Source organism: Micromonospora sp. NBC_01638 (assembly GCF_045209745.1).
Taxonomy (GTDB): Bacteria; Actinomycetota; Actinomycetes; order Mycobacteriales; family Micromonosporaceae; genus Micromonospora.
Genome location: NZ_CP109273.1, coordinates 4043489 through 4061577, shown reverse-complemented (window position 1 = coordinate 4061577; position 18089 = coordinate 4043489). Strand labels below are relative to the sequence as shown.

Sequence of the window (18089 nt, the reverse complement as noted above, 5' to 3'; positions counted from 1 at the left end):
TCCCGGAGGCCACTGTCGTCGTGTGTGGACTGCTTACTCGTCGCCGCCGAAATCGCCGCCGAAATCACCCTCGAACGCGTCCTCGATCAGCTCGCCGGCGATCATGCCGCCGGCGACGCCGAGCGCCGCACCGGCCACCATGCCGCCCATGCCCATCCCGCGGCTGTGACCGTGCCCGTGCCCATGCCCGTGGCTCGGGCCGTACTGGGAGCGCAGGCTGCCGTAGCGGGACGTGGTCTCGCCCAGCCAGCCATCAACGACCTGCGCCCAGTCCACCCGGTCAGCGTCGGTGTGCGCCACCTGGTAGCGGCCGAACGCGTCGTGCCCGGAGCTGAGGAACCCACCGCGCTTGTCGCACTCCAGGATGACCTCGACGCCGCGCTGGCTGGTCACGAAGGTCAACTCGACCTCACTGATCGTGTTCGAGTATCGCGGCGAGGCGAAGAACTCGATCTCCTGATAGAACGGCAGCGTCTGCTGGACGCCCCGGATGTGACCACGCTCCAGGTCGGCGTGCTTGAACCGGAAACCGAGCTGCTGGAACGCCTCGAGGATCCGCTCGTGCACCGGCAGCGGGTGCACCGCCACTTGGTCCAGGTCGCTCTTGTCGACCGCGCGGGCGATCGCCAGCTCGGTGCGCAGGCCCATCGCCATGCCGTGCAGGCGCTGGCCGTACACGTCGGTGATCGGGGTTTCCCACGGCACCGGCAGCTGGAACGGGATCGAGAGCTGCTGCTTCGGGGCGAGTTGGAGCCGGCCGCTGACCACCATCCGGTGGAACTCCATCGTGCCCGCGTACTCGGTGTCGTGCCCTTCGACCTCGACCCGGGTGACCAGGCCGATCACCACCTGCTCGATGGCTGCCTCGGCGTCGCCGCCGACGAGGTTGACCTGCCCGTCGAGGGTCAGGCCGGGGCGGGTGTTGGGGTTGGTCAGCACAGTGTCCACACTGGGACCGCCCACGCCGAACGCGCTCAACATCTTCTTGAAAACCATCGAAACTCCTGTGCGACAGCCGACCGCTCCAGGTTGGAGTCGGACATTGACTCGACCGGCACCCTATCCAGCACCCCTGTGAGATGGCTGTGAAGCGCCACGTCGGCGCGTCGCGCGTGATCGACTCGGGTTCAAGAAAACCGGGGTGTCCGCACGACCAGGACACCCCTACTTCACTGAACCTGAGTCGATCACGATGGACCTGGTCAATTCCCCGTCGTTCGACAAGTTCTGGCGCGAGGCAGAGAAGTTGATCTCGTGATCGTGGTGGAACCCCCTGGGGTGCCACCACCCGAACACCCCGCAGGGGCGATCAGTTTGAGGACAAGTGGAACTTGCCGTTCTTGACGCCGCCGACAAACGCTGCCCACTCATCGGCCGTGTAGATGATCGTTGCTGCGTCACGGGCCTTGCTGTGCCGGACAGCCACCCGGCCGGACCCGTCGAGAAACGGCCCAGCCTCGACGCAGTTACCCCCGTTGTCGGGGCTCCTGGTGCTGATGTGCCACGCCACGTCAGGCGTCTCGCTCATGACAGCTCCTCCGCGAGTGCTGAGATCAGCTTCGCCGACTCGCTCGCGCTGAGTGCGGCCTCTCGGAGGCGATCGTACGCTCGGACGTAACGCAGAGCCTTGTCCGACTCCATGAACAGCCGCCCGCCCAGTGTCTCAGCGTGGGCCACGTCAGCGTAGGGGGGCGGCATCTTGAAGAGCCAGAACGTCCCGTCCAAGCCGGCGTGCAGTCCAAGAGCGGCGGGCAGGACCCGAATCTCGACCGTCGATTTCCTCGCCGCCTCAACGAGGTGCGCGAGCTGGCTCGCCATCACTCCCCTGCTCATCACCGGGCGACCCACCGCAGCCTCCTCGATGATGACCGCGAGCCTGGTCGGCGACGGCCCGTCCAGCAGCCGCTGGCGGTCCATCCGCAGCTGAACCCACTTGCGGATCTGGACCTCGCTGGTCGAACTCGATTCGGCGTTGCGGATGACCGCCTCGGCGTAGTCCCTGGTCTGAAGGAGCCCGGGGATCAGCAGCGAAGCATAGGTGCAGATCTGTTCGGCCCTCGACTCCAGCCAAGGAAAGTCGATGAAGGACGTGTCGTAGATCGTCTTGTCGAAGTCGTTGTCCCACCGATCGACGCGCCAGGCGTCCTGGGCGAGTTGGATGAGGCGGTCGCGCTCCCGCTCGTCGTAGACGCCATACAGGTCCAACAGCTCAACGACCAGGTCACGACGGAACGGCCACTCGGCCCGCTCGTATCGCGCCAGCGACGAGAAGTCCCGCTCCAGGAAGCGTGCGACGTATTTGAGCGTCAAGCCACGCCGCTCCCGTAGCTCGCGCATCTGCTGGCCAAGCCACTGAGCACGCAACGTTCGGACGAAGGCTTCTCTTCTTGCCGCCATGCTCACCTCTCCGGCTACCCGTGGAAAAGGATTCCGTTGGTGTCGTTGCACCAATGCCGAGGCCACTGGAAATGTGGCCTTCGGGTGAGGTGATCACCGGCCCCCGGGGACGCCCGGTGCAAGCGCAGTAACCGCGGCTGTGCCAACAGCCGAGAAGGTGACGAGAGACGGCCTCGCGGGTGGCAGCCGCATACCGAATCTCGTCGGGTCTCCACATGGAACCGCGCGTCACGCACGCATTCCGGCTCCGACCGGCTTGCTGAATACCTATCACGGAGACGGGAGTCTTCGCGACCCTGACCTGCCCGAAATCAGCACCATCCACCGGCAGCCCGGTGGCCGTACTCGCCGAATGAGGGCTGCGGTCGTCGGGCGGGGCGGCCCTGCCCGGAATTCCCCTCCGCCAGGGCCGCCCCATCCAACAAGCACAGGAGGCGACCGATGACCCGAGGCACCATCTACGGCGGCAGCTTGTCATCCCGGCTGCACCCGAGCCTGGTCCGCGACCACCAGTTCGCCACCGCCGGCTTCGGCCGTCGGGGCATCGACCCCCAGGAGGTACGCCGCTTCCTGCACCGGGTCGCGCTGGAGTTGGCCACCCTGCACAAGGACGTGGAGCGGTTGACCGACGAGAACATCCGGATCAAGCGGGCGCTGCGTGGCTGGCAGAGCGCCCAAACCAACCGGCGTCAGTCGTGAACCCGGAGGCAGCGCCCGGCCCGGACGCGGTCTTCGCGCCGATGCCCCTGGCCGCCGTCGAGGCCCTGGCCGGAAAGGATGGCGCCCCGCGCTACGTGGTCCACCTGCCCGTGGCGGTCGCCGACCTGGCCGAGGCGCTGCGCTTCGCGTACACGCTGGCCCGTTCGCTGGCGTTGATTCCTGGGGTCGAGGCCGCCGGCACCACCATCTCCGCCGAGGACGCCCAGCACGTACGACACTGGGTGTTCTGCGACCGGATCCTGCCGGACCGCCGCCGCTGCGCCCGCCGGGTCGACCACGACGGCCCGTGCGACCCCGGCGGCTGAACGCCCTACCCGTGTGGGGCCGCCGCCCGCTGCGGCGCAGCGATGTGTCGGGCCGCTAACCGGCCTCGACGACGATCAGCTCGCCAACCTGTTCGCCAATTGTGGTGCGCGCCTCGGCCGGCAATCCGACGTCGGTGATCAGCACGTCGGCGGCCTCCAGCGGCGCGATGGTGGCGATGCCGATCGTCTCCCACTTGGTGTGGTCGGCGAGCACCACGAGCCGACGGGCCGCGCTGATCAAGCACCGGTTGACCCCGGCCTCCAACAGGTTGGGCGTGGTGAACCCGGTGCGTGGGCTGAGGCCGTGCACCCCGAGGAACAGCAGGTCGACGTTGAGCGCGCTGATCGCCGCCTCGGCCACCGGCCCGGTCAACGCGTCCGACGGGGTGCGGATGCCGCCGGTCAGCACGACGGTCTGGTCGGCGCGCGGGTTCTGGTAGAGCGCGTCGGCCACCGGGATCGAGTTGGTCACCACGGTCAGCCCGCGTACGTCGGAGAGCAGCGTGGCCAGCGCGGCGGTGGTGGTGCCGGCGGAGAGCGCGATGGCCATCCCCGGCTCCACCATCCGCGCCGCCCGCTCGGCGATGGCCCGCTTCTCCGCCTGCTGGCGGATCGACTTCGCCGCGAAACCGGGTTCCTCGGCGGAGCCCGGCCCGGCGAGCGTCGCGCCGCCGTGCACCTTGTCGACCAGGCCACGTTCGGCCAACACCTCCAGGTCCCGCCGGATCGTCATGTCGGACACGCCGAACCGGCTGACCAGGTGACTCACCCGCACCCCGCCACGTTGGCGGATCAGATCGAGGATGGCGGTCTGCCGCTGCTGGGCGAGCATCTGGGGAACCTCCTTCGTGCCGTGCCTGTCATGCGGATCAGGCCCGATCCTCCCGGATGACCGCCACCTCACCGGCGGGCACCGTCAGCTCACCGGCACATGGTGCCCCGGTCAACAGCTCGACGCCGTGCGCCGGCAGGCGTACCTCGGTGTCGGTGTGGTTGATCGCGAACAGCCAGGTCCGGTCGCCGTCGCGTCGGCGTACCACCTCCGCCCCGGACGGCGCGTCCGCCGCCGGGCGGACACCGGCCTCCGCGAGCAGCCGGGCGACCAGCCGATCCGTGGCCGGCTCGTCCAACCGGGTGCCGACATACCAGGCGGCGCCGTCGCCCACCGGACGCCGGGTCAGCGCCGGCACGCCCGGCAAGGGCCCATCGGTGTACGACGCGAGCACCTGCGCGCCCTCGGGGTGCAGCCACTCGGTCCACACATCGGCGGTGCTGCCGTCGTCGAGGCGAACCTGCTCCCCCTCGCGCAGCGGGAAGAACTCCTCGGTCCGGACGCCGAGCAACTCCCGGAACGCGCCCGGGTAGCCGCCCAGCCGGATGTGGTCGTTGGCGTCCACGATGCCGCTGAAGTAGGTGACCGCCGCCGTGCCCCCGGCCTCGACGAATCGGTGCAGCGCGTCGACGTCGGCGTCCCGAACCAGGTAGAGGGTCGGCACCAGGACCAGCCGGTAGCCGCTGAGATCGGCCGACGGGTGGACGACGTCGGCGGTCACGCCGGCCCGCCACAGCGAGCCGTACAGGGCGTTGAGACGGTCGGCGTAGGTGACGTCGACGCTGGGGTGCGAATCCAGCTCGACACCCCACCACGCCTCCCAGTCGAACAGGATCGCCACCTCGGCGTCCACTCGGCTGCCGCGTACCTCGGCCAGCGCCTTCAGGTCCGCGCCGAGCTGGCAGACCTCGCGGAACACCTTGGTGTCCGGCCCGGCGTGCGGCACCAGCGCGGAGTGGAACTTCTCCGCGCCGGCCCGGGACGCGCGCCACTGGAAGAAGAGCACCCCGTCGGCACCGCGGGCGACGTGCGCGAGACTGTTGCGGCGCAGCTGCCCGGGCAGCTTGGCCACGTTGCGCGGCTGCCAGTTGACCGCGCTGGTGGAGTGCTCCATCAGCAACCACGGGTCGCCGCCGGCGACGCCCCGAGTGTGATCGGCGGCGAGCGCCAGCCCGAGGTGCGCCTGCGGGTCGGCGGCGGTCAGGTAGTGGTCGTTGGAGACCAGGTCCACATCGGCGGCCCAGGAGTGGTAGTCCATGTGCTTGACGCCCAAGCCGATCATGAAGTTGGTGGTGACCGGCTGCCGGACCAACGTGCGCAGCACCTCGCGCTCGGCGCGTAGCTGGGCGCGCTGCTCGTCCGAGGAGAAGCGTAGGAAGTCCAACTGCTGCGTGGGGTTGGCGAAGGTCGGCGCGGTGCGCGGTGGGTTGATCTCGGCCCAGTCGCCGTAACGCTGACTCCAGAACGCGGTGCCCCAGGCGTCGTTGAGCCGGTCCAGGTCGCCGTAGCGCTCACGCAGCCAGCCGCGGAACGCCTCGGCGCTGACGTCGCAGTAGCAGTGCACGTTGTGGCAGCCCAGCTCGTTGGAGATGTGCCACATGACCACGGCGGGATGCTCGGCGTACCGGCCGGCGACCTCGCGTACCAGCTCCAGGGACCGCTCGCGGAACACCGGGGAGCTGGGGCAGTACGCCTGCCGCCCGCCCGGCCAGAGGATCGCGCCGTCGGCCCGGCGGGGCAGCGTCTCCGGGTGCGCGCGGGCCAGCCACGGCGGTGGGCTGGCGGTGGCGGTGGCCAGGTCGACCTGGATGCCGCCGTCGTGCAGCAGGTCCAGCACCCGATCCAGCCAGCCGAACTCGAAACGTCCCGGGCTGGGCTCCAGCAGGGCCCAGGAGAAGATGCCGACGGACACCAGGTTGACCCCGGCCCGACGCATCAGGTCGACGTCCTCCGACCGGGTCTCCTCGGGCCACTGCTCGGGGTTGTAGTCGCCGCCGAAATAGATGCCATCACCCTGCCATCGCCGCATGACAGCTGAGGGTGCACCCGCTGGTCCACGGAAGTCAACAGGTTCCAACATCGAGCTTCTTGCCAACGTTTACCAGGTAACGACCGTGTCACGACTGGGTTATCAGCGGCGAACAGCCCTCTTGACAGCGCCCGACTGAGGGGTAACTTGAGGCCCCAATGGCCGTTCGTGTTCGCCAATGTGGATTCTCGGTGGATCTCAATGTGTGATCACGGCGCCGGACCTGCCTTCACCACCCTGATGGCCCTTGGACGTAGCACCTCTTCATCCGCAGGAGGCACAGATGTCCCGTCCCCAATCCCAAGCCGAGTACCTGGCTCGGCTCGTACCGCCCTCAGTCGCCGGCATCAACCGACGGTCGTTGCTGGCCGGCGCGGCCGGCACGGGCGCGCTGCTCGGCACCGGCCTGCTCGCCGGCTGCGGCGACGACTCCGGCTCCGGCGGGTCCACCAAGGACGTGTCGCTCGGCTCGAACCAGTCGGACCCGAAGCCCAAGGACGTCCTCGCCAAGGTCACCGACGGCTTCAAGACCTCGTCCGGGGTGCAGGTCGCGGTGAATACGGTCGACCACAACACGTTCCAGGAAAACATCAACAACTACCTACAGGGCAAGCCGGACGACGTGTTCACCTGGTTCGCCGGCTACCGGATGCGCTTCTTCGCCCAGAAGGGCCTGGCCAGCGACATCAGCGACGTGTGGAGCAAGCTCTCCGGCTACTCCGACGCCTTCAAGAAGGCATCCACCGGCGACGACGGCAAACAGTACTTCGTACCGGCGACGTATTACCCGTGGGCGGTCTTCTACCGCAAGTCGGTCTGGCAGCAGCACGGCTACCAGGTGCCCACCACCCTGGACCAGTTCACCGCGCTCGGCGCGCAGATGAAGAAGGACGGCCTCACCCCCATCGCCTTCGCCGACAAGGACGGCTGGCCGGCGATGGGCACCTTCGACATCCTCAACCTGCGCATCAACGGCTACCAGTTCCACGTCGACCTGATGGCCGGCAAGGAAGCCTGGACCTCCGACAAGGTCAAGAAGGTCTTCGACACCTGGGCCGGCCTGCTCCCCCTGCACCAGCCGGACAGCCTCGGCCGCACCTGGCAGGAGGCGGCGCAGTCGTTGCAGCAGAAGAAGAGCGGCATGTACCTGCTCGGCCTCTTCGTCGGTCAGCAGTTCAGCAACGACGAGCAGGACGATCTCGACTTCTTCACCTTCCCCGAGATCGACCCGGCCATCGGCGCCAAGGCGCTGGACGCCCCGATCGACGGCTACATGATGGCGCGCAAGCCCAAGAACGAGGACAACGCGCGCAAGCTGCTGGAGTACTTCGGTGGCAAGGCCGCTGCGGACATCAACCTCAAGAACGACCCGGCCGTCCTCGTCGCCAACAGCGGCGCGGAGGTCGGCGGCTACACCGCCCTGCAGAAGAAGGCCGCCGAACTGGTCGGGTCGGCCACCGAGATCGCCCAGTTCCTCGACCGGGACACCCGGCCGGACTTCGCCTCCACGGTGATGATCCCGGCGATCCAGCAGTTCATCAAGAACCCCAAGGACATCGACGGGCTCACCTCGTCCATCGAGAACCAGAAAAAGTCGATCTTCACTGACTGACGGCGGAAGGGGGAGGACATCGTGTCCGACCTGCCCCTGATCCAAGCGGATCGCGCCGTGCCGCCGCCGGCAACGACCACCTCCACGGGTGGTCGTCGCCGGCGGCTACGGCTCCTGTCCCGCACCGATCGCGTGGTCATCACGCTGATGGTGCTCGTCCCGCTGCTGCTCGTCACCGGCTTCGTCTGGTTGCCGGCGGCGGCCACCGTGCTGCTCTCCGGCACCAACTGGGACGGCATCGGCCCCCTCAACGAAATCGAGTTCGTCGGCGCGCGCAACTACCACGACGTGGTGAACATCTACCCGCCGTTCGTGCCGGCGATCCAGCACAACCTGCTCTGGCTGGCGGCGCTCTTCGTGGTCGCCACCCCGTTCGGCATGTTCCTGGCCGTGCTGTTGGACAAGGAGCTGCGCGGCAGCCGCTTCTACCAGACCGCGCTCTACCTGCCGGTGGTGCTCTCGCTGGCGCTCATCGGCTTCGTCTGGCAGCTGCTCTACTCCCGGGACCAGGGCCTGATCAACGCCGTCTTCGGCACCAACATCGACTGGTACGGCGACTCGAACGTCAACATCTGGGCGGTCATGATCGCCTCCGGATGGCGGCACGTCGGCTACATCATGCTGCTCTACCTGGCCGGCCTGAAGGGCGTCGATCCGTCGCTGCGCGAGGCCGCGGCGGTCGACGGCGCCTCGGAGAGCCGGACGTTCTTCCGGGTCGTGTTCCCGGTCATGCGACCCATCAACATCATCGTGCTGGTGGTGACCGTGATCGAGTCGCTGCGCGCGTTCGACCTGGTCTGGGTGGTCAACAAGGGCCGCAACGGGTTGGAGCTGATCTCCGCGCTGGTCACCCAGAACGTGGTGGGTGAGGCGAGCCGGATCGGGTTCGGCTCGGCACTGGCGACGATCATGTTGGTCGTCTCGCTGGTCTTCATCACCATCTACCTGGCGACCGTGATGAGGGAGGACCGGCAATGAGCGTCGACACCCCGGTTCGCCGTCGCAGACTGACCCCGCTGCGGATGCTGCTGCACGGCTTCCTCATCGCCGTGTCGCTGGCCTGGCTCTTCCCGATCGCCTGGGCGGTTCTGTCCTCGCTGCACTCGTACGACTACACCGCCGCGAACGGCTACGTCTCGTTCGGCGGCTGGACCTTCGACAACTACGTCACCGCCTGGCAGACCGCGGACTTCGGCAAGCACTTCCTCAACTCGGTGTACATCACCGTGCCGGCGGTGCTGCTCACCCTCTTCCTCGCCTCCTGCGTGGCATTCGTCATCGCCCGGTTCAGTTGGAAGCTCAACCTCGTCCTGCTCGGGATCTTCACCGCGGCCAACCTGCTGCCCCAGCAGGCGCTGCTCATCCCCCTGTTCCGGCTGTTCACCGAGGTCCCGCTGCCGGAGTTCATGAGCGACTCGGAGCTGCTCTACGACAGCTACTGGGGTCTGATTCTGATCAACGTGGCCTTCCAGTGCGGGTTCTGCGTCTTCGTCCTCAGCAACTACATGAAGGCGCTGCCCCGCGACCTGTACGAGGCGGCGATGGTCGACGGGGCGAGCATCTGGCGGCAGTACTGGCAGGTCACCATGCCGCTGTGCCGCCCGGCCCTGGCCGCGCTGGCGACGCTTGAGGTGACCTGGATCTACAACGAGTTCTTCTGGGCCACCGTCCTCATGCGTACCGGCGACAAGTTCCCGGTGACCAGCTCACTCAACAACCTGCGCGGTGAGTTCTTCACCGACAACAACCTGGTCTCGGCGGGCAGCGTGCTCGTCGCGATCCCCACCCTGGTGATCTTCTTCATGCTCCAGCGGCACTTCGTTCGGGGCCTGACCTTGGGAGCCTCCAAAGGATGACCATCCTGCACCTGCGCCGCGCGCGGACCAGCCTGGTGCTCGACGCGCGCGGCCCGGGGCTGCCCCGGGTCGTGCACTGGGGCGGCGACGTCGGCGACCTCGACGACGATGGCCTGCGCCAGCTCACCGACGCGACCGTACCGCCGGTGGTGCCGAGCAGCTTCGACGAGCCGACGGTGCTGTCCCTGCTGCCGGAGGCGAGCGCCGGCTGGAGCGGACGGCCCGGGCTGGCCGGGCACCGCGACGGGACCGACTGGTCCACCTCCTTTCGCCTCGACGGGGTGGACGTGCGCGACCTCGGCCCCGCCCGGGTGACCGTCCGGGCCTCGGACCCGGCCGCCGGGCTGGCCCTGACCACCGAGATCACGCTCGACCCGTATGGCCTGCTGACCCTCCGGCACCGGCTGCGCAACGACGGCGACAGCGGGTACGAGCTGCGGGAGCTGACGCCGGTGCTGCCGGTGCCGGCGGTCGCCACCGAACTGCTCGACCTGACCGGCCGGTGGTGTCGGGAACGATCCCCGCAGCGCCACCCGTGGCAGCACGGCGCCTGGGTCCGCGAGGGCCGGCACGGGCGCACCGGGCATGACGCCACGCTGCTGCTGATAGCCGGCACCGCCGGGTTCGGCTTCGGCCACGGCGAGGTCTGGGCGGTGCACACCGCGTGGAGCGGCGACCACGTCACGTTCGCCGAGCGGCGGCCCACCGGCGAGTCGACCCTCGGTGGCGGCGAGCTGCTGGCCCCCGGGGAGGTCCGGCTCGGCCCCGGCGAGTCGTACGAGACTCCGCTGCTCTACGCGGTCTGGTCCGACGCCGGGCTGGACGGCCTCAGCGACGTGCTGCACACCCATCTACGGGCCCGACCCGGGCACCCGCGCTCCCCCCGCCCGGTGACCCTCAACGTCTGGGAGGCGGTCTACTTCGACCACGACCTGAACCGGCTGCGGGCGCTCGCCGACCGGGCCGCGCAGATCGGCGTGGAGCGGTTCGCGCTCGACGACGGCTGGTTCCGCGGCCGACGCGATGACACCGTCGGGCTCGGCGACTGGTACGTCGACGAGGGCGTCTGGCCCGACGGCCTGCAACCTCTCATCGACCACGTGACCGGCCGGGGCCTCCAGTTCGGCCTCTGGGTCGAGCCGGAGATGGTCAACCCCGACTCGGACCTGTGCCGCGCGCACCCCGACTGGCTGCTCGCCGTGCCGGGGCGGCTGCCACCGTCCTGGCGTCACCAGCAGGTGCTCGACCTGGGCCGCCCCGAGGCGTACGACTATGTGCTGGAACGCCTCGACACACTGCTCAGCGACCACCCCGGCATCCGGTACCTCAAGTGGGACCAGAACCGGGACCTCACCGAGGCGGGGCATCACGGCCGCCCCGGGGTGCACGGGCAGACCCTGGCGGTCTACCGGCTCCTCGACGAGCTGCGCGGTCGTCACCCGGGCGTGGAGATCGAAAGTTGCTCGTCCGGCGGGGCCCGGGTGGACCTGGCCATCCTGGCGCGTACCGACCGGGTCTGGGCCAGCGACTGCAACGACGCCCTGGAACGGCTCAGCATCCAGCGCTGGACGGGGCTGCTGCTGCCACCGGAGCTGATCGGCACGCACATCGGCCCGCACCGCTCGCACACCACCAACCGCGTCCACGACCTGGGTTTCCGGGCGGCGAGCGCGCTCTTCGGCCACCACGGCATCGAGTGGGACGTCGCGTCGATCAGCGACGTCGAGCAGACCGAGCTGGCCGCCTGGGTGGCGCTGCACAAGCGGCTGCGCCCGCTGCTGCACGCTGGCCGGGTGGTCCGGGTCGATCACCCGGACCCGGCCATCTGGGCGCACGGCGTGGTCGCGGGCGACAAGAGCCGAGCGGTGTACGCGGTGGCACGGCTGACCACCTCCGTGACGCAGGTGCCCGGCGCGGTGCGGCTGCCCGGCCTCGACCCGGGCCGGCGGTACCGGGTGCGACAGGTGTCGGACGTACCGGCCCCGGCGACCATCGACCTGTCCGCGCCGACCTGGCTGGCGGATGGTGGTGTCACCCTCACCGGGGCGGCGCTGGCCCGGGTGGGTGTGCAACTGCCCGCGCTGCACCCGGAGCAGAGCCTGGTGCTGGAGGTCGACGCCGTCGACTGACAAGATTCTGGAGAATCTTCGACCGGGGTGTCGAGAACGGCGGGGCCAGCTTCTACCTCAGGGTGAGAGCACCGACGAGGTGCGGTGATCGAGCGCCGTTTCGGCGTCTCCTACACGCTGCGCGGGGTGTCCTATCTGCTGCATCGCATCGGGTACAGCCAGCAGGTTCCCAATCGTCGGGCGATCGAACGCGATCCGGAAGCGATCGCCGGCTGGCATCGCGGGCGGTGGCCGTCGGTAAGAGGTTAGCGGCGGCGCAGGGCGCCAGGATCTGCTTCCAGGACGAGGCGGGCCAGGTCATGCGACCGCCGGTGGCCAAGACGTGGGCCCGGCGCGGGCACACGCCGGTGGTCGAGGTCTGCGGCAAGGGCTCCGGCTGGGGCACCGGCATGACCCTCGAACCCGAACCACCGAGATAGCTCGAACCTTGGCCTTTCAACCTCTGTAGCTATCTCACGGACGAGGCGATTGCGGAGGGTCTTCGCAGGGCTGCGGCTCGATCCCCACCACTCACACACAAGCCATCCGGCACGGCCCACTCCCCCCGGCAACCGGCAACCGACATCCCCCAGTTGTACCCACCCCCTGGATACGGGTCAGGGGCCCGCAGTGAGAGCTGCTGGGCCCCTGACTCGTAGTGGGGTCCGACCTCGACCTCGGGGAGTTACGCCGCTGCGCTGGAGCTCAGCGTTCTGCGGGGTCTTGGCGGGATCCTCGGCGAGGTAGCGCTCGATCGAGTCGTCGAGTTCTTCGAGCCACGGTGTGTGGTGCTCGGCGGCCAGGGTTCCCGTCATGACCGAGCGGTAGACACGGTCGCGGTAGCCCATGATGTCGGCCTTCTTGTCGCGCTTCCACGCGAGGAAGATCTCGACGACCCGGTCGAGGTCGAACTCGGGGTAGTCCGTCTGCCGCAGCAGATCACGCACGTAGTCGGCCTGGAAGCGGATCTCTTCGGCGTCCGAGGAAAGCTTTTCGAAACGTTCCCGCCACTCGGCGATGGACGCCGAGCGTTCGGCCTCCGACGGCAGCTCGGCGCGGCCCAGGATGAGGTCGCGTACGTACCAGGCCTGCGCGTCGAACATGTTGAAGGTGAACCACTGGTCCTGCGCGCCGAGGTAGGCCAGACGCGGGTTGTCCTGCCACACGACACCGCGGTAAAGGCCGTCCGGGTACACGTTGTTCGGGGAGGCCAGCGCGAGCTCGTCGGGCAGGAACGGGTACTTGTGCAGGTAGCCGGTGCACAGGATGATGGCGTCGATGTGCTTCGAGGAGTCGTCTGCGAAGTGGACCGTGTTGCCCTCGATGCGCCTGATGGCGGGGCGTTCCTCGAAGCCCTCGGGCCAGTCGTAGCCCATCGGCGCGGAGCGATAGCTCGCCGTCACCGAGCGTGCGCCCATCTTGAACGCCTGGCTGCCGATGTCCTCGGCCGAGTAGCTGGAGCCGACGACGAGGACGTCCTGCCCCTTGAAGGCTTCCGCGCCGCGGAAGTCGTGCGCGTGGGCGATGTACCCGGGGAAGGTCTCGATGCCAGGGAATTGCGGCACGTGAGGGAAAGAGAAGTGGCCGCTGGCGACGACCACATGGTCGAACTCCTCGGTCGTCGTTTCTCCGGTGGGGAGATTCTCGGCCGTGAGCGTGAAGACCTCACGCTCGGCGTCGTATTCCGTCCAGCGCACGACGGTCTGGAAACGGATGAAATCGCGCACGTTCGTCTTCTTCAGCCGGGCGGCGATGTAGTCCCACAGAACCGGGCGCGGCGGGTATGAGGAGACGGCGCGACCGAAGTGCTCGTCGAAGGTGTAATCAGCGAACTCCAGCGCTTCCTTCGGCCCATTCGACCACAGATTGCGGTACATGCTCGAGTGCACGGACTCGCCGTACTCGTCGAGTCCGGTGCGCCAGGTGAAGTTCCACTGGCCACCCCAGTCAGCCTGTTTCTCGAAACAGACAACCTCGGGGATGTCCGCCCCCGCGCGCGCTGCGGTCTCAAAGGCCCGCAGCTGAGCCATGCCCGAGGGGCCGGCACCGACAATCGCAACTCTTTTTCCGTTCGTCACGTATGTTCCTTTTCTTTCGCCATGCGGCCCCGTACCCACCCTAACGGGCAGGACGGAGCCATCCGGTCGCCAGAATCCGCACGTATCGACCGGTTCAGACAGACAGATTTCTCCTGACCGTAGCAGAATTGTCCCAGTTTCGCTAATTTGCTGTCGCAATCAACGGCGTCAACCCGTCGGAGGTGCGGGCCGCGACAGCCGGTCCGGCCGTGCGGCTACAGGTCGACATCAATCCCTGCATGTCTTCACCCTTTGAACTTCACGGTCTGCGCAATCTCATTCCTCATGGTCGAGCATCCCGCCATACACGCACCGGAATTCTGGCGCGTGAAAAGGCGGCGCGCATCTTTCGTGATCTCTTCCCGGACGACGAACCCGCCGGAAACGTTGATACCTATTCGCTGGGGCAGGCTGACAGCGGGCAGGCGCATCGTTCCGCAGCCTCCATAAAGGCCAGCAAGGCCGCTCAGACGCGATGGAATCGCGCTGGTGAACGGCGGACCGTCGTGCACAAGCGCCGAGATCGCTCCGGACGTAGAGAACGCCAGCGGACGCAGCGCCTCATGTCTGACGCGCGCAGCGGGTGGCCGGCGGCGCGACGGCCGGGCTTGACGGTCCGGGCGTTCATAATCGGGCGCACCTCCGCTGGTCAACGGTACCGGCCGGGTGGCTGCTGCCATGTGCGGACCCTACAGACTGGCCGGGCACCACCGGCTGCCCGCCGCCCGTGCACACCTGCACGAGATGGCCGGTGACCGGGAGCGCGCGATCACGGACTACCGGGCCGCCGCAGCGCGCACGAGCAGCCTGCCTGAGCAGCGCTACCTCACCATGCGGGCCGCCCGGCTCGCCGCCGAACCAGCACCGATCACCCCCGAAACCGAACCCTGACAGAGAAAGTGGCGCGGTCGGCGCGGGTCGGGGTCGGCGCGGTCGGTAACGCCGCCCGAGGGCCGAGGGAGGTGCTCGGAGTGCCTTTGGAGCTGATGTCGTAAACGAATCACCCGCCGAACTCCGGTCGAGCCTGATCGGGAGACCAGCGCGAAGGATCCGACCCAGGCAGGCGGGGCTGGGCGGGGCAATCTGATTCGTTTACGACATCAGCTCCAAAGGGGCCGGGCTACACGTGCCCGGGAGGCTCAGGCGCCCGTTCCGGCACCGATGAGGCCCGCACGCTGGCGCTCGCGGATGTCGAGCAACGCCTGGGCCGGGTGCCGGCGTTGGCCTGATCATCGCCGGGGTGGTCATCGTGAACCTGGCCGGGGAGCATTGACCACGGTAGGTTCCGGTGGCCGGGCCCGTCGCGGACCCGACCACCGGTCCTGCCGTCAGCTCGCGGTGCAACTCACCGCCGGCTTGGCGTTGCTCCCGTTCCAGCCGCCGATGAACCCGAAGCTCGTGCTGGCGCCGGCGGCCAGCCGGCCGTTGTAGTCCACATTGCGCGCGGTCACCGTTGCTCCGCTGCTGGTCAGCGTCGTGTTCCAGGCCTGGCTGACGCTCTGGCCGTTGGCGAAGGTCCACCGGGCGGTCCAGCCGGTGATCGCGGTCGCGCCGGCGGTCACGCGTACCTCACCCTGGAAGCCGCCCTGCCACTGGTTGGTGACCGTGTACGTCGCGGTGCAGCCACCGGCCGGTGGCGGAGTCGTCGGCGGGGGCGTGGTGGGCGGCGGAGTGGTCGGCGGGGGCGTGGTGGGCGGGGGCGTGGTGGGCGGCGGAGTCGTCGGCGGAGGGGTGCCGCCGAACACGCTGGCCTCCCGGGCGGTCTGCCGGATGCCGTTGGCGCCGTTGAAGAGCCGCTGGCCCCAAGTGGTCAGGTTGGCCGGGTTGAAGGCGGTGGCCAGGTCGAGATACTCCACGCCACCGCCGTTGCCGCTCCACGACCAGCCCAGCCAGCCGATCCCGTTCGCCTGGCTGTACGCGAGGATGGTGTCCTCGTCCGGGTTACCGTCGGAGTGGTTGAAGCCGAACTCACCAACCACGATGGGCAGCCCGGCGGTGCGGAACCGGCCCAGGTAGTCGCTGATCTCCGCGGCGGTGTCGAAGACCCCGTACATGTGAATGGAGAAGACGGTGTTGCGGGCCGGGTCGGCGGCGAAGACCGACGCGGCGTTGTCGCGCATGGTGAACGACCAGTCCTGCCCCCAGTTCGGCGCGTCCACCATGATCGTGTGGGTCAGCCCGCCGGTGCGCAGGCGCTTGATCGCGTTGGCGTTGTCGGTGGCCCAGGAAGCGTAGTTCTGGTTGCCGTACGGCTCGTTGCCGATGTTGACGATGACGTATCTTTCCTGGCCGGCGAGGACGTCGGCGATGCTGAGCCAGTAGTCGACGGCGCGGGCGAGGGTGATCGCCCCGCTCTGCTCGCCGTACCCGGTGGTGTCGTGCACCTCCAGCACGCAGATCAGCCGGTTGGCCTTGCAGAGCGAGATGACGTTGGCGACGTCGGCGTTGGTGTTACGGGTCCACCGGTCGCCGCTGGAGAGGACCACCCGCACGGTGTTCGCGCCGAGTGCCTTGACGTCGGCGAACGAGCTGGTCTGCTGCGGGTACCAGGTGTGCGCGTGGTTGACGCCGCGCATGATGAATTCGGTGCCGTTGGCGTCGTACAACTTGCCGCCCGCGACGGAGAAACCGGCCGCGGCGTGCGCCGGCTGGCCGAACGCCAGCACGGCGACGAGCAACGCGAGCAGGGTCGCGCCGGCGGCGGAGAGTCGAGTTTTCATGGCCTTCCTCAGGGAGGACCCCCGGTGCCCGACAGGGGTGGGACGTGACAGGAAAGGCGACTGCAGCCCGGCAGCCGCGCCCGACTCCCGGCGCGCAGGCATCAGCGTAGGGCGATGGATTGGTCTTCGCAACCGGTTCAGTTGGCAGGCCCGGGCTCCGGACAGCCGCAACGGCCCACGAGGACGCGGGCCGTCACGGGGCGATCATCCCCACCACAGGATGTGCGCCACACCCGGCTCTTAACCGGTTAAGAGCGACGGTAGGCAGGTCGCCGCCATCCGTCAAGCACCACCGGGGCCGAACCGGACGGGAGGGTTGACCGCCGCCGACCTGGGTATCCCGAGACGATCCGTCAGTGGAAGGGGATACCAGGATGGTCAGCGTCGGCTACACCCTGTTGAGCGAGCAGGCCGGTCCCAAGCAGCTGGTTGACCATGCGGTACGGGCCGAGGCGGCCGGCTTCGACCAGCTGGTGATATCCGATCACTACTACCCCTGGCTGGACTCCCAGGGCCACTCCCCGTACGCCTGGTCCGTGCTCGGCGCGGTCGCCCACGCCACCTCCCACACGCAGCTGATGTCCTTCGTGACCTGCCCGATCCGCCGCTACCACCCGGCCGTGGTCGCGCAGAAGGCCAGCACGATCGGGGCGCTCTCGGACGGTCGGTTCACCCTCGGCCTGGGCGCCGGGGAGAACCTGAACGAGCACGTGGTCGGCGGTTGGCCGCACGTGCAGCAGCGGCACGAGATCTTCGAGGAGGCGTTGCAGATCATCCGGCCGTTGCTCAACGGGGAGACGTTGACCTTCTCCGGCAACCACTTCGACGTGCCCGACGCCTACATCTGGGACCGACCGGAACAGCCGGTGCCGATGGCCGTCGCCGCGTCCGGTCGACAGTCCGCGACGCTGGCCGCCGAGTACGGCAACGGCATCATCTCCACCGAACCCGACCGGCGCATCATCGAGATGTACGACGACGCCGGGGGCACCGGCCAGCCCCGCTACGGGCAGGTGGCCATCTGCTACGGCCCAGACGAGGCGGAATGCCGCAAAATCGTGCACGACCAGTTCCGCTGGTTCGGGATGGGGTGGAAGGTCAACGCCGACCTGCCCAGCCCGGAGTCCTTCGCCGCCGCCACCCAGTTCGTCCGGGAGGAGGACGTCGCCGAGGGCATCTCCTGCGGCCCGGACGTCGAGGCGCACGTCGAGGCGTTCCGCAAGTTCGTCGACGCCGGCTTCACCCACGTCGCGATCGTGCAGGTGGGTGGCGAGACCCAGCCGATGTTCCTGGACTGGGCGCAGGAGCAGCTACTACCCCAACTGCGCGAGCTGTGAGCCGACAGTGGAGATCCGCCCGCTCGGCGGCGGCCTCGGCTGCCTCCTCATGATCCTCTTTTCGATCCTCGCCTCGGTGGTGCTCACCGTCCTGC

The 18089-nt window shown here is 68.5% G+C and carries 18 protein-coding genes; 10 read left to right on the top strand and 8 right to left on the bottom strand.

The window, feature by feature from the left end; genetic code table 11:
- Positions 1-33: 33 nt before the first annotated feature.
- From OG811_RS19200 to OG811_RS19190, 3 genes are all read right to left on the bottom strand, one after another.
- The gene (locus OG811_RS19200) at positions 34-996 is read right to left on the bottom strand and encodes a sporulation protein (RefSeq protein WP_406067614.1); all 963 of its coding nucleotides are present in this window, start codon (positions 994-996) and stop codon (positions 34-36) included.
- Between the two features lie 313 nt (positions 997-1309).
- Positions 1310-1528 carry a DUF397 domain-containing protein gene (locus OG811_RS19195; RefSeq protein ID WP_406067612.1) on the bottom strand — a complete coding sequence of 73 codons (219 nt, stop codon included), beginning with the start codon at positions 1526-1528 and terminating at the stop codon, positions 1310-1312.
- Positions 1525-2397 carry a helix-turn-helix domain-containing protein gene (locus OG811_RS19190; RefSeq protein ID WP_406075802.1) on the bottom strand — a complete coding sequence of 291 codons (873 nt, stop codon included), beginning with the start codon at positions 2395-2397 and terminating at the stop codon, positions 1525-1527. The genes OG811_RS19195 and OG811_RS19190 overlap by 4 nt, the downstream gene beginning before the upstream one ends.
- A gap of 441 nt (positions 2398-2838) precedes the next feature.
- Between OG811_RS19190 and OG811_RS19185 the strand changes: the two genes are divergently transcribed.
- Together OG811_RS19185 and OG811_RS19180 are read left to right on the top strand one after the other, a co-directional pair.
- Positions 2839-3096 carry a DivIVA domain-containing protein gene (locus OG811_RS19185; RefSeq protein ID WP_406067611.1) on the top strand — a complete coding sequence of 86 codons (258 nt, stop codon included), beginning with the start codon at positions 2839-2841 and terminating at the stop codon, positions 3094-3096.
- Positions 3097-3191: 95 nt separating this feature from the next.
- The gene (locus OG811_RS19180) at positions 3192-3422 is read left to right on the top strand and encodes a hypothetical protein (RefSeq protein ID WP_406075800.1); all 231 of its coding nucleotides are present in this window, start codon (positions 3192-3194) and stop codon (positions 3420-3422) included.
- Between the two features lie 55 nt (positions 3423-3477).
- Here the strand turns inward: OG811_RS19180 and OG811_RS19175 are convergent, their stop codons facing one another.
- The gene (locus OG811_RS19175) at positions 3478-4254 is read right to left on the bottom strand and encodes a DeoR/GlpR family DNA-binding transcription regulator (protein WP_406067609.1); all 777 of its coding nucleotides are present in this window, start codon (positions 4252-4254) and stop codon (positions 3478-3480) included.
- Positions 4255-4291: 37 nt separating this feature from the next.
- Complete coding sequence (locus OG811_RS19170) at positions 4292-6283, bottom strand: beta-galactosidase (protein ID WP_406067607.1); 1992 nt, start codon at positions 6281-6283, stop codon at positions 4292-4294.
- Positions 6284-6566: 283 nt separating this feature from the next.
- Here OG811_RS19170 and OG811_RS19165 point away from each other — a divergent pair, with 283 nt between their 5' ends.
- The 6 genes from OG811_RS19165 to OG811_RS19140 all read left to right on the top strand — a co-directional run bounded on the left by OG811_RS19165 (position 6567) and on the right by OG811_RS19140 (position 12299).
- Complete coding sequence (locus OG811_RS19165; RefSeq protein WP_406067605.1) at positions 6567-7895, top strand: ABC transporter substrate-binding protein; 1329 nt, start codon at positions 6567-6569, stop codon at positions 7893-7895.
- 21 nt (positions 7896-7916) lie between these two features.
- Positions 7917-8873: a carbohydrate ABC transporter permease gene (locus tag OG811_RS19160; protein WP_406067603.1), complete on the top strand. Its 957-nt coding sequence runs from the start codon at positions 7917-7919 to the stop codon at positions 8871-8873.
- Positions 8870-9751, top strand: a complete 882-nt coding sequence (locus tag OG811_RS19155; RefSeq protein WP_406067601.1) for a carbohydrate ABC transporter permease — start codon at positions 8870-8872, stop codon at positions 9749-9751. Before OG811_RS19160 ends, OG811_RS19155 begins: the two co-directional genes overlap by 4 nt.
- Positions 9748-11880: an alpha-galactosidase gene (locus tag OG811_RS19150; protein ID WP_406067599.1), complete on the top strand. Its 2133-nt coding sequence runs from the start codon at positions 9748-9750 to the stop codon at positions 11878-11880. The genes OG811_RS19155 and OG811_RS19150 overlap by 4 nt, the downstream gene beginning before the upstream one ends.
- A gap of 84 nt (positions 11881-11964) precedes the next feature.
- Positions 11965-12129 (top strand): winged helix-turn-helix domain-containing protein, encoded by a 165-nt coding sequence (locus OG811_RS19145; RefSeq protein WP_406067597.1) that lies wholly within the window; start codon positions 11965-11967, stop codon positions 12127-12129.
- A complete protein-coding gene (locus OG811_RS19140; RefSeq protein WP_406067595.1) occupies positions 12108-12299 on the top strand; it encodes a hypothetical protein in 192 nt (63 codons plus the stop codon). Before OG811_RS19145 ends, OG811_RS19140 begins: the two co-directional genes overlap by 22 nt.
- A gap of 177 nt (positions 12300-12476) precedes the next feature.
- On the opposite strand, the gene OG811_RS19135 is transcribed toward OG811_RS19140, so the two are convergent.
- Together OG811_RS19135 and OG811_RS19130 are read right to left on the bottom strand one after the other, a co-directional pair.
- The gene (locus OG811_RS19135; RefSeq protein ID WP_406067594.1) at positions 12477-13937 is read right to left on the bottom strand and encodes an NAD(P)-binding domain-containing protein; all 1461 of its coding nucleotides are present in this window, start codon (positions 13935-13937) and stop codon (positions 12477-12479) included.
- 245 nt (positions 13938-14182) lie between these two features.
- Positions 14183-14617, bottom strand: a complete 435-nt coding sequence (locus OG811_RS19130; protein ID WP_406067592.1) for a hypothetical protein — start codon at positions 14615-14617, stop codon at positions 14183-14185.
- Between OG811_RS19130 and OG811_RS19125 the strand changes: the two genes are divergently transcribed.
- Positions 14616-14828 carry a hypothetical protein gene (locus OG811_RS19125; RefSeq protein ID WP_406067591.1) on the top strand — a complete coding sequence of 71 codons (213 nt, stop codon included), beginning with the start codon at positions 14616-14618 and terminating at the stop codon, positions 14826-14828. The genes OG811_RS19130 and OG811_RS19125 overlap by 2 nt on opposite strands.
- A gap of 437 nt (positions 14829-15265) precedes the next feature.
- Here the strand turns inward: OG811_RS19125 and OG811_RS19120 are convergent, their stop codons facing one another.
- Positions 15266-16657: a cellulase family glycosylhydrolase gene (locus OG811_RS19120; protein ID WP_406067589.1), complete on the bottom strand. Its 1392-nt coding sequence runs from the start codon at positions 16655-16657 to the stop codon at positions 15266-15268.
- A gap of 374 nt (positions 16658-17031) precedes the next feature.
- Here OG811_RS19120 and OG811_RS19115 point away from each other — a divergent pair, with 374 nt between their 5' ends.
- A complete protein-coding gene (locus tag OG811_RS19115; RefSeq protein ID WP_406067587.1) occupies positions 17032-17994 on the top strand; it encodes a TIGR03557 family F420-dependent LLM class oxidoreductase in 963 nt (320 codons plus the stop codon).
- Positions 17995-18089 lie beyond the last annotated feature (95 nt).

Excerpts from the sequence above, each read along its gene's own strand:
- OG811_RS19175 (WP_406067609.1), bottom strand. The coding sequence starts at position 4,254 with ATGCTCGCCCAGCAGCGGCAGACCGCCATCCTCGATCTGATCCGCCAA.
- OG811_RS19195 (WP_406067612.1), bottom strand. The coding sequence starts at position 1,528 with ATGAGCGAGACGCCTGACGTGGCGTGGCACATCAGCACCAGGAGCCCC.
- OG811_RS19120 (WP_406067589.1), bottom strand. The coding sequence starts at position 16,657 with ATGAAAACTCGACTCTCCGCCGCCGGCGCGACCCTGCTCGCGTTGCTC.
- OG811_RS19115 (WP_406067587.1), top strand. The coding sequence starts at position 17,032 with ATGGTCAGCGTCGGCTACACCCTGTTGAGCGAGCAGGCCGGTCCCAAG.
- OG811_RS19200 (WP_406067614.1), bottom strand. The coding sequence starts at position 996 with ATGGTTTTCAAGAAGATGTTGAGCGCGTTCGGCGTGGGCGGTCCCAGT.
- OG811_RS19190 (WP_406075802.1), bottom strand. The coding sequence starts at position 2,397 with ATGGCGGCAAGAAGAGAAGCCTTCGTCCGAACGTTGCGTGCTCAGTGG.
- OG811_RS19150 (WP_406067599.1), top strand. The coding sequence starts at position 9,748 with ATGACCATCCTGCACCTGCGCCGCGCGCGGACCAGCCTGGTGCTCGAC.
- OG811_RS19170 (WP_406067607.1), bottom strand. The coding sequence starts at position 6,283 with ATGCGGCGATGGCAGGGTGATGGCATCTATTTCGGCGGCGACTACAAC.
- OG811_RS19165 (WP_406067605.1), top strand. The coding sequence starts at position 6,567 with ATGTCCCGTCCCCAATCCCAAGCCGAGTACCTGGCTCGGCTCGTACCG.
- OG811_RS19130 (WP_406067592.1), bottom strand. The coding sequence starts at position 14,617 with ATGGCAGCAGCCACCCGGCCGGTACCGTTGACCAGCGGAGGTGCGCCC.
- OG811_RS19155 (WP_406067601.1), top strand. The coding sequence starts at position 8,870 with ATGAGCGTCGACACCCCGGTTCGCCGTCGCAGACTGACCCCGCTGCGG.
- OG811_RS19185 (WP_406067611.1), top strand. The coding sequence starts at position 2,839 with ATGACCCGAGGCACCATCTACGGCGGCAGCTTGTCATCCCGGCTGCAC.
- OG811_RS19125 (WP_406067591.1), top strand. The coding sequence starts at position 14,616 with ATGTGCGGACCCTACAGACTGGCCGGGCACCACCGGCTGCCCGCCGCC.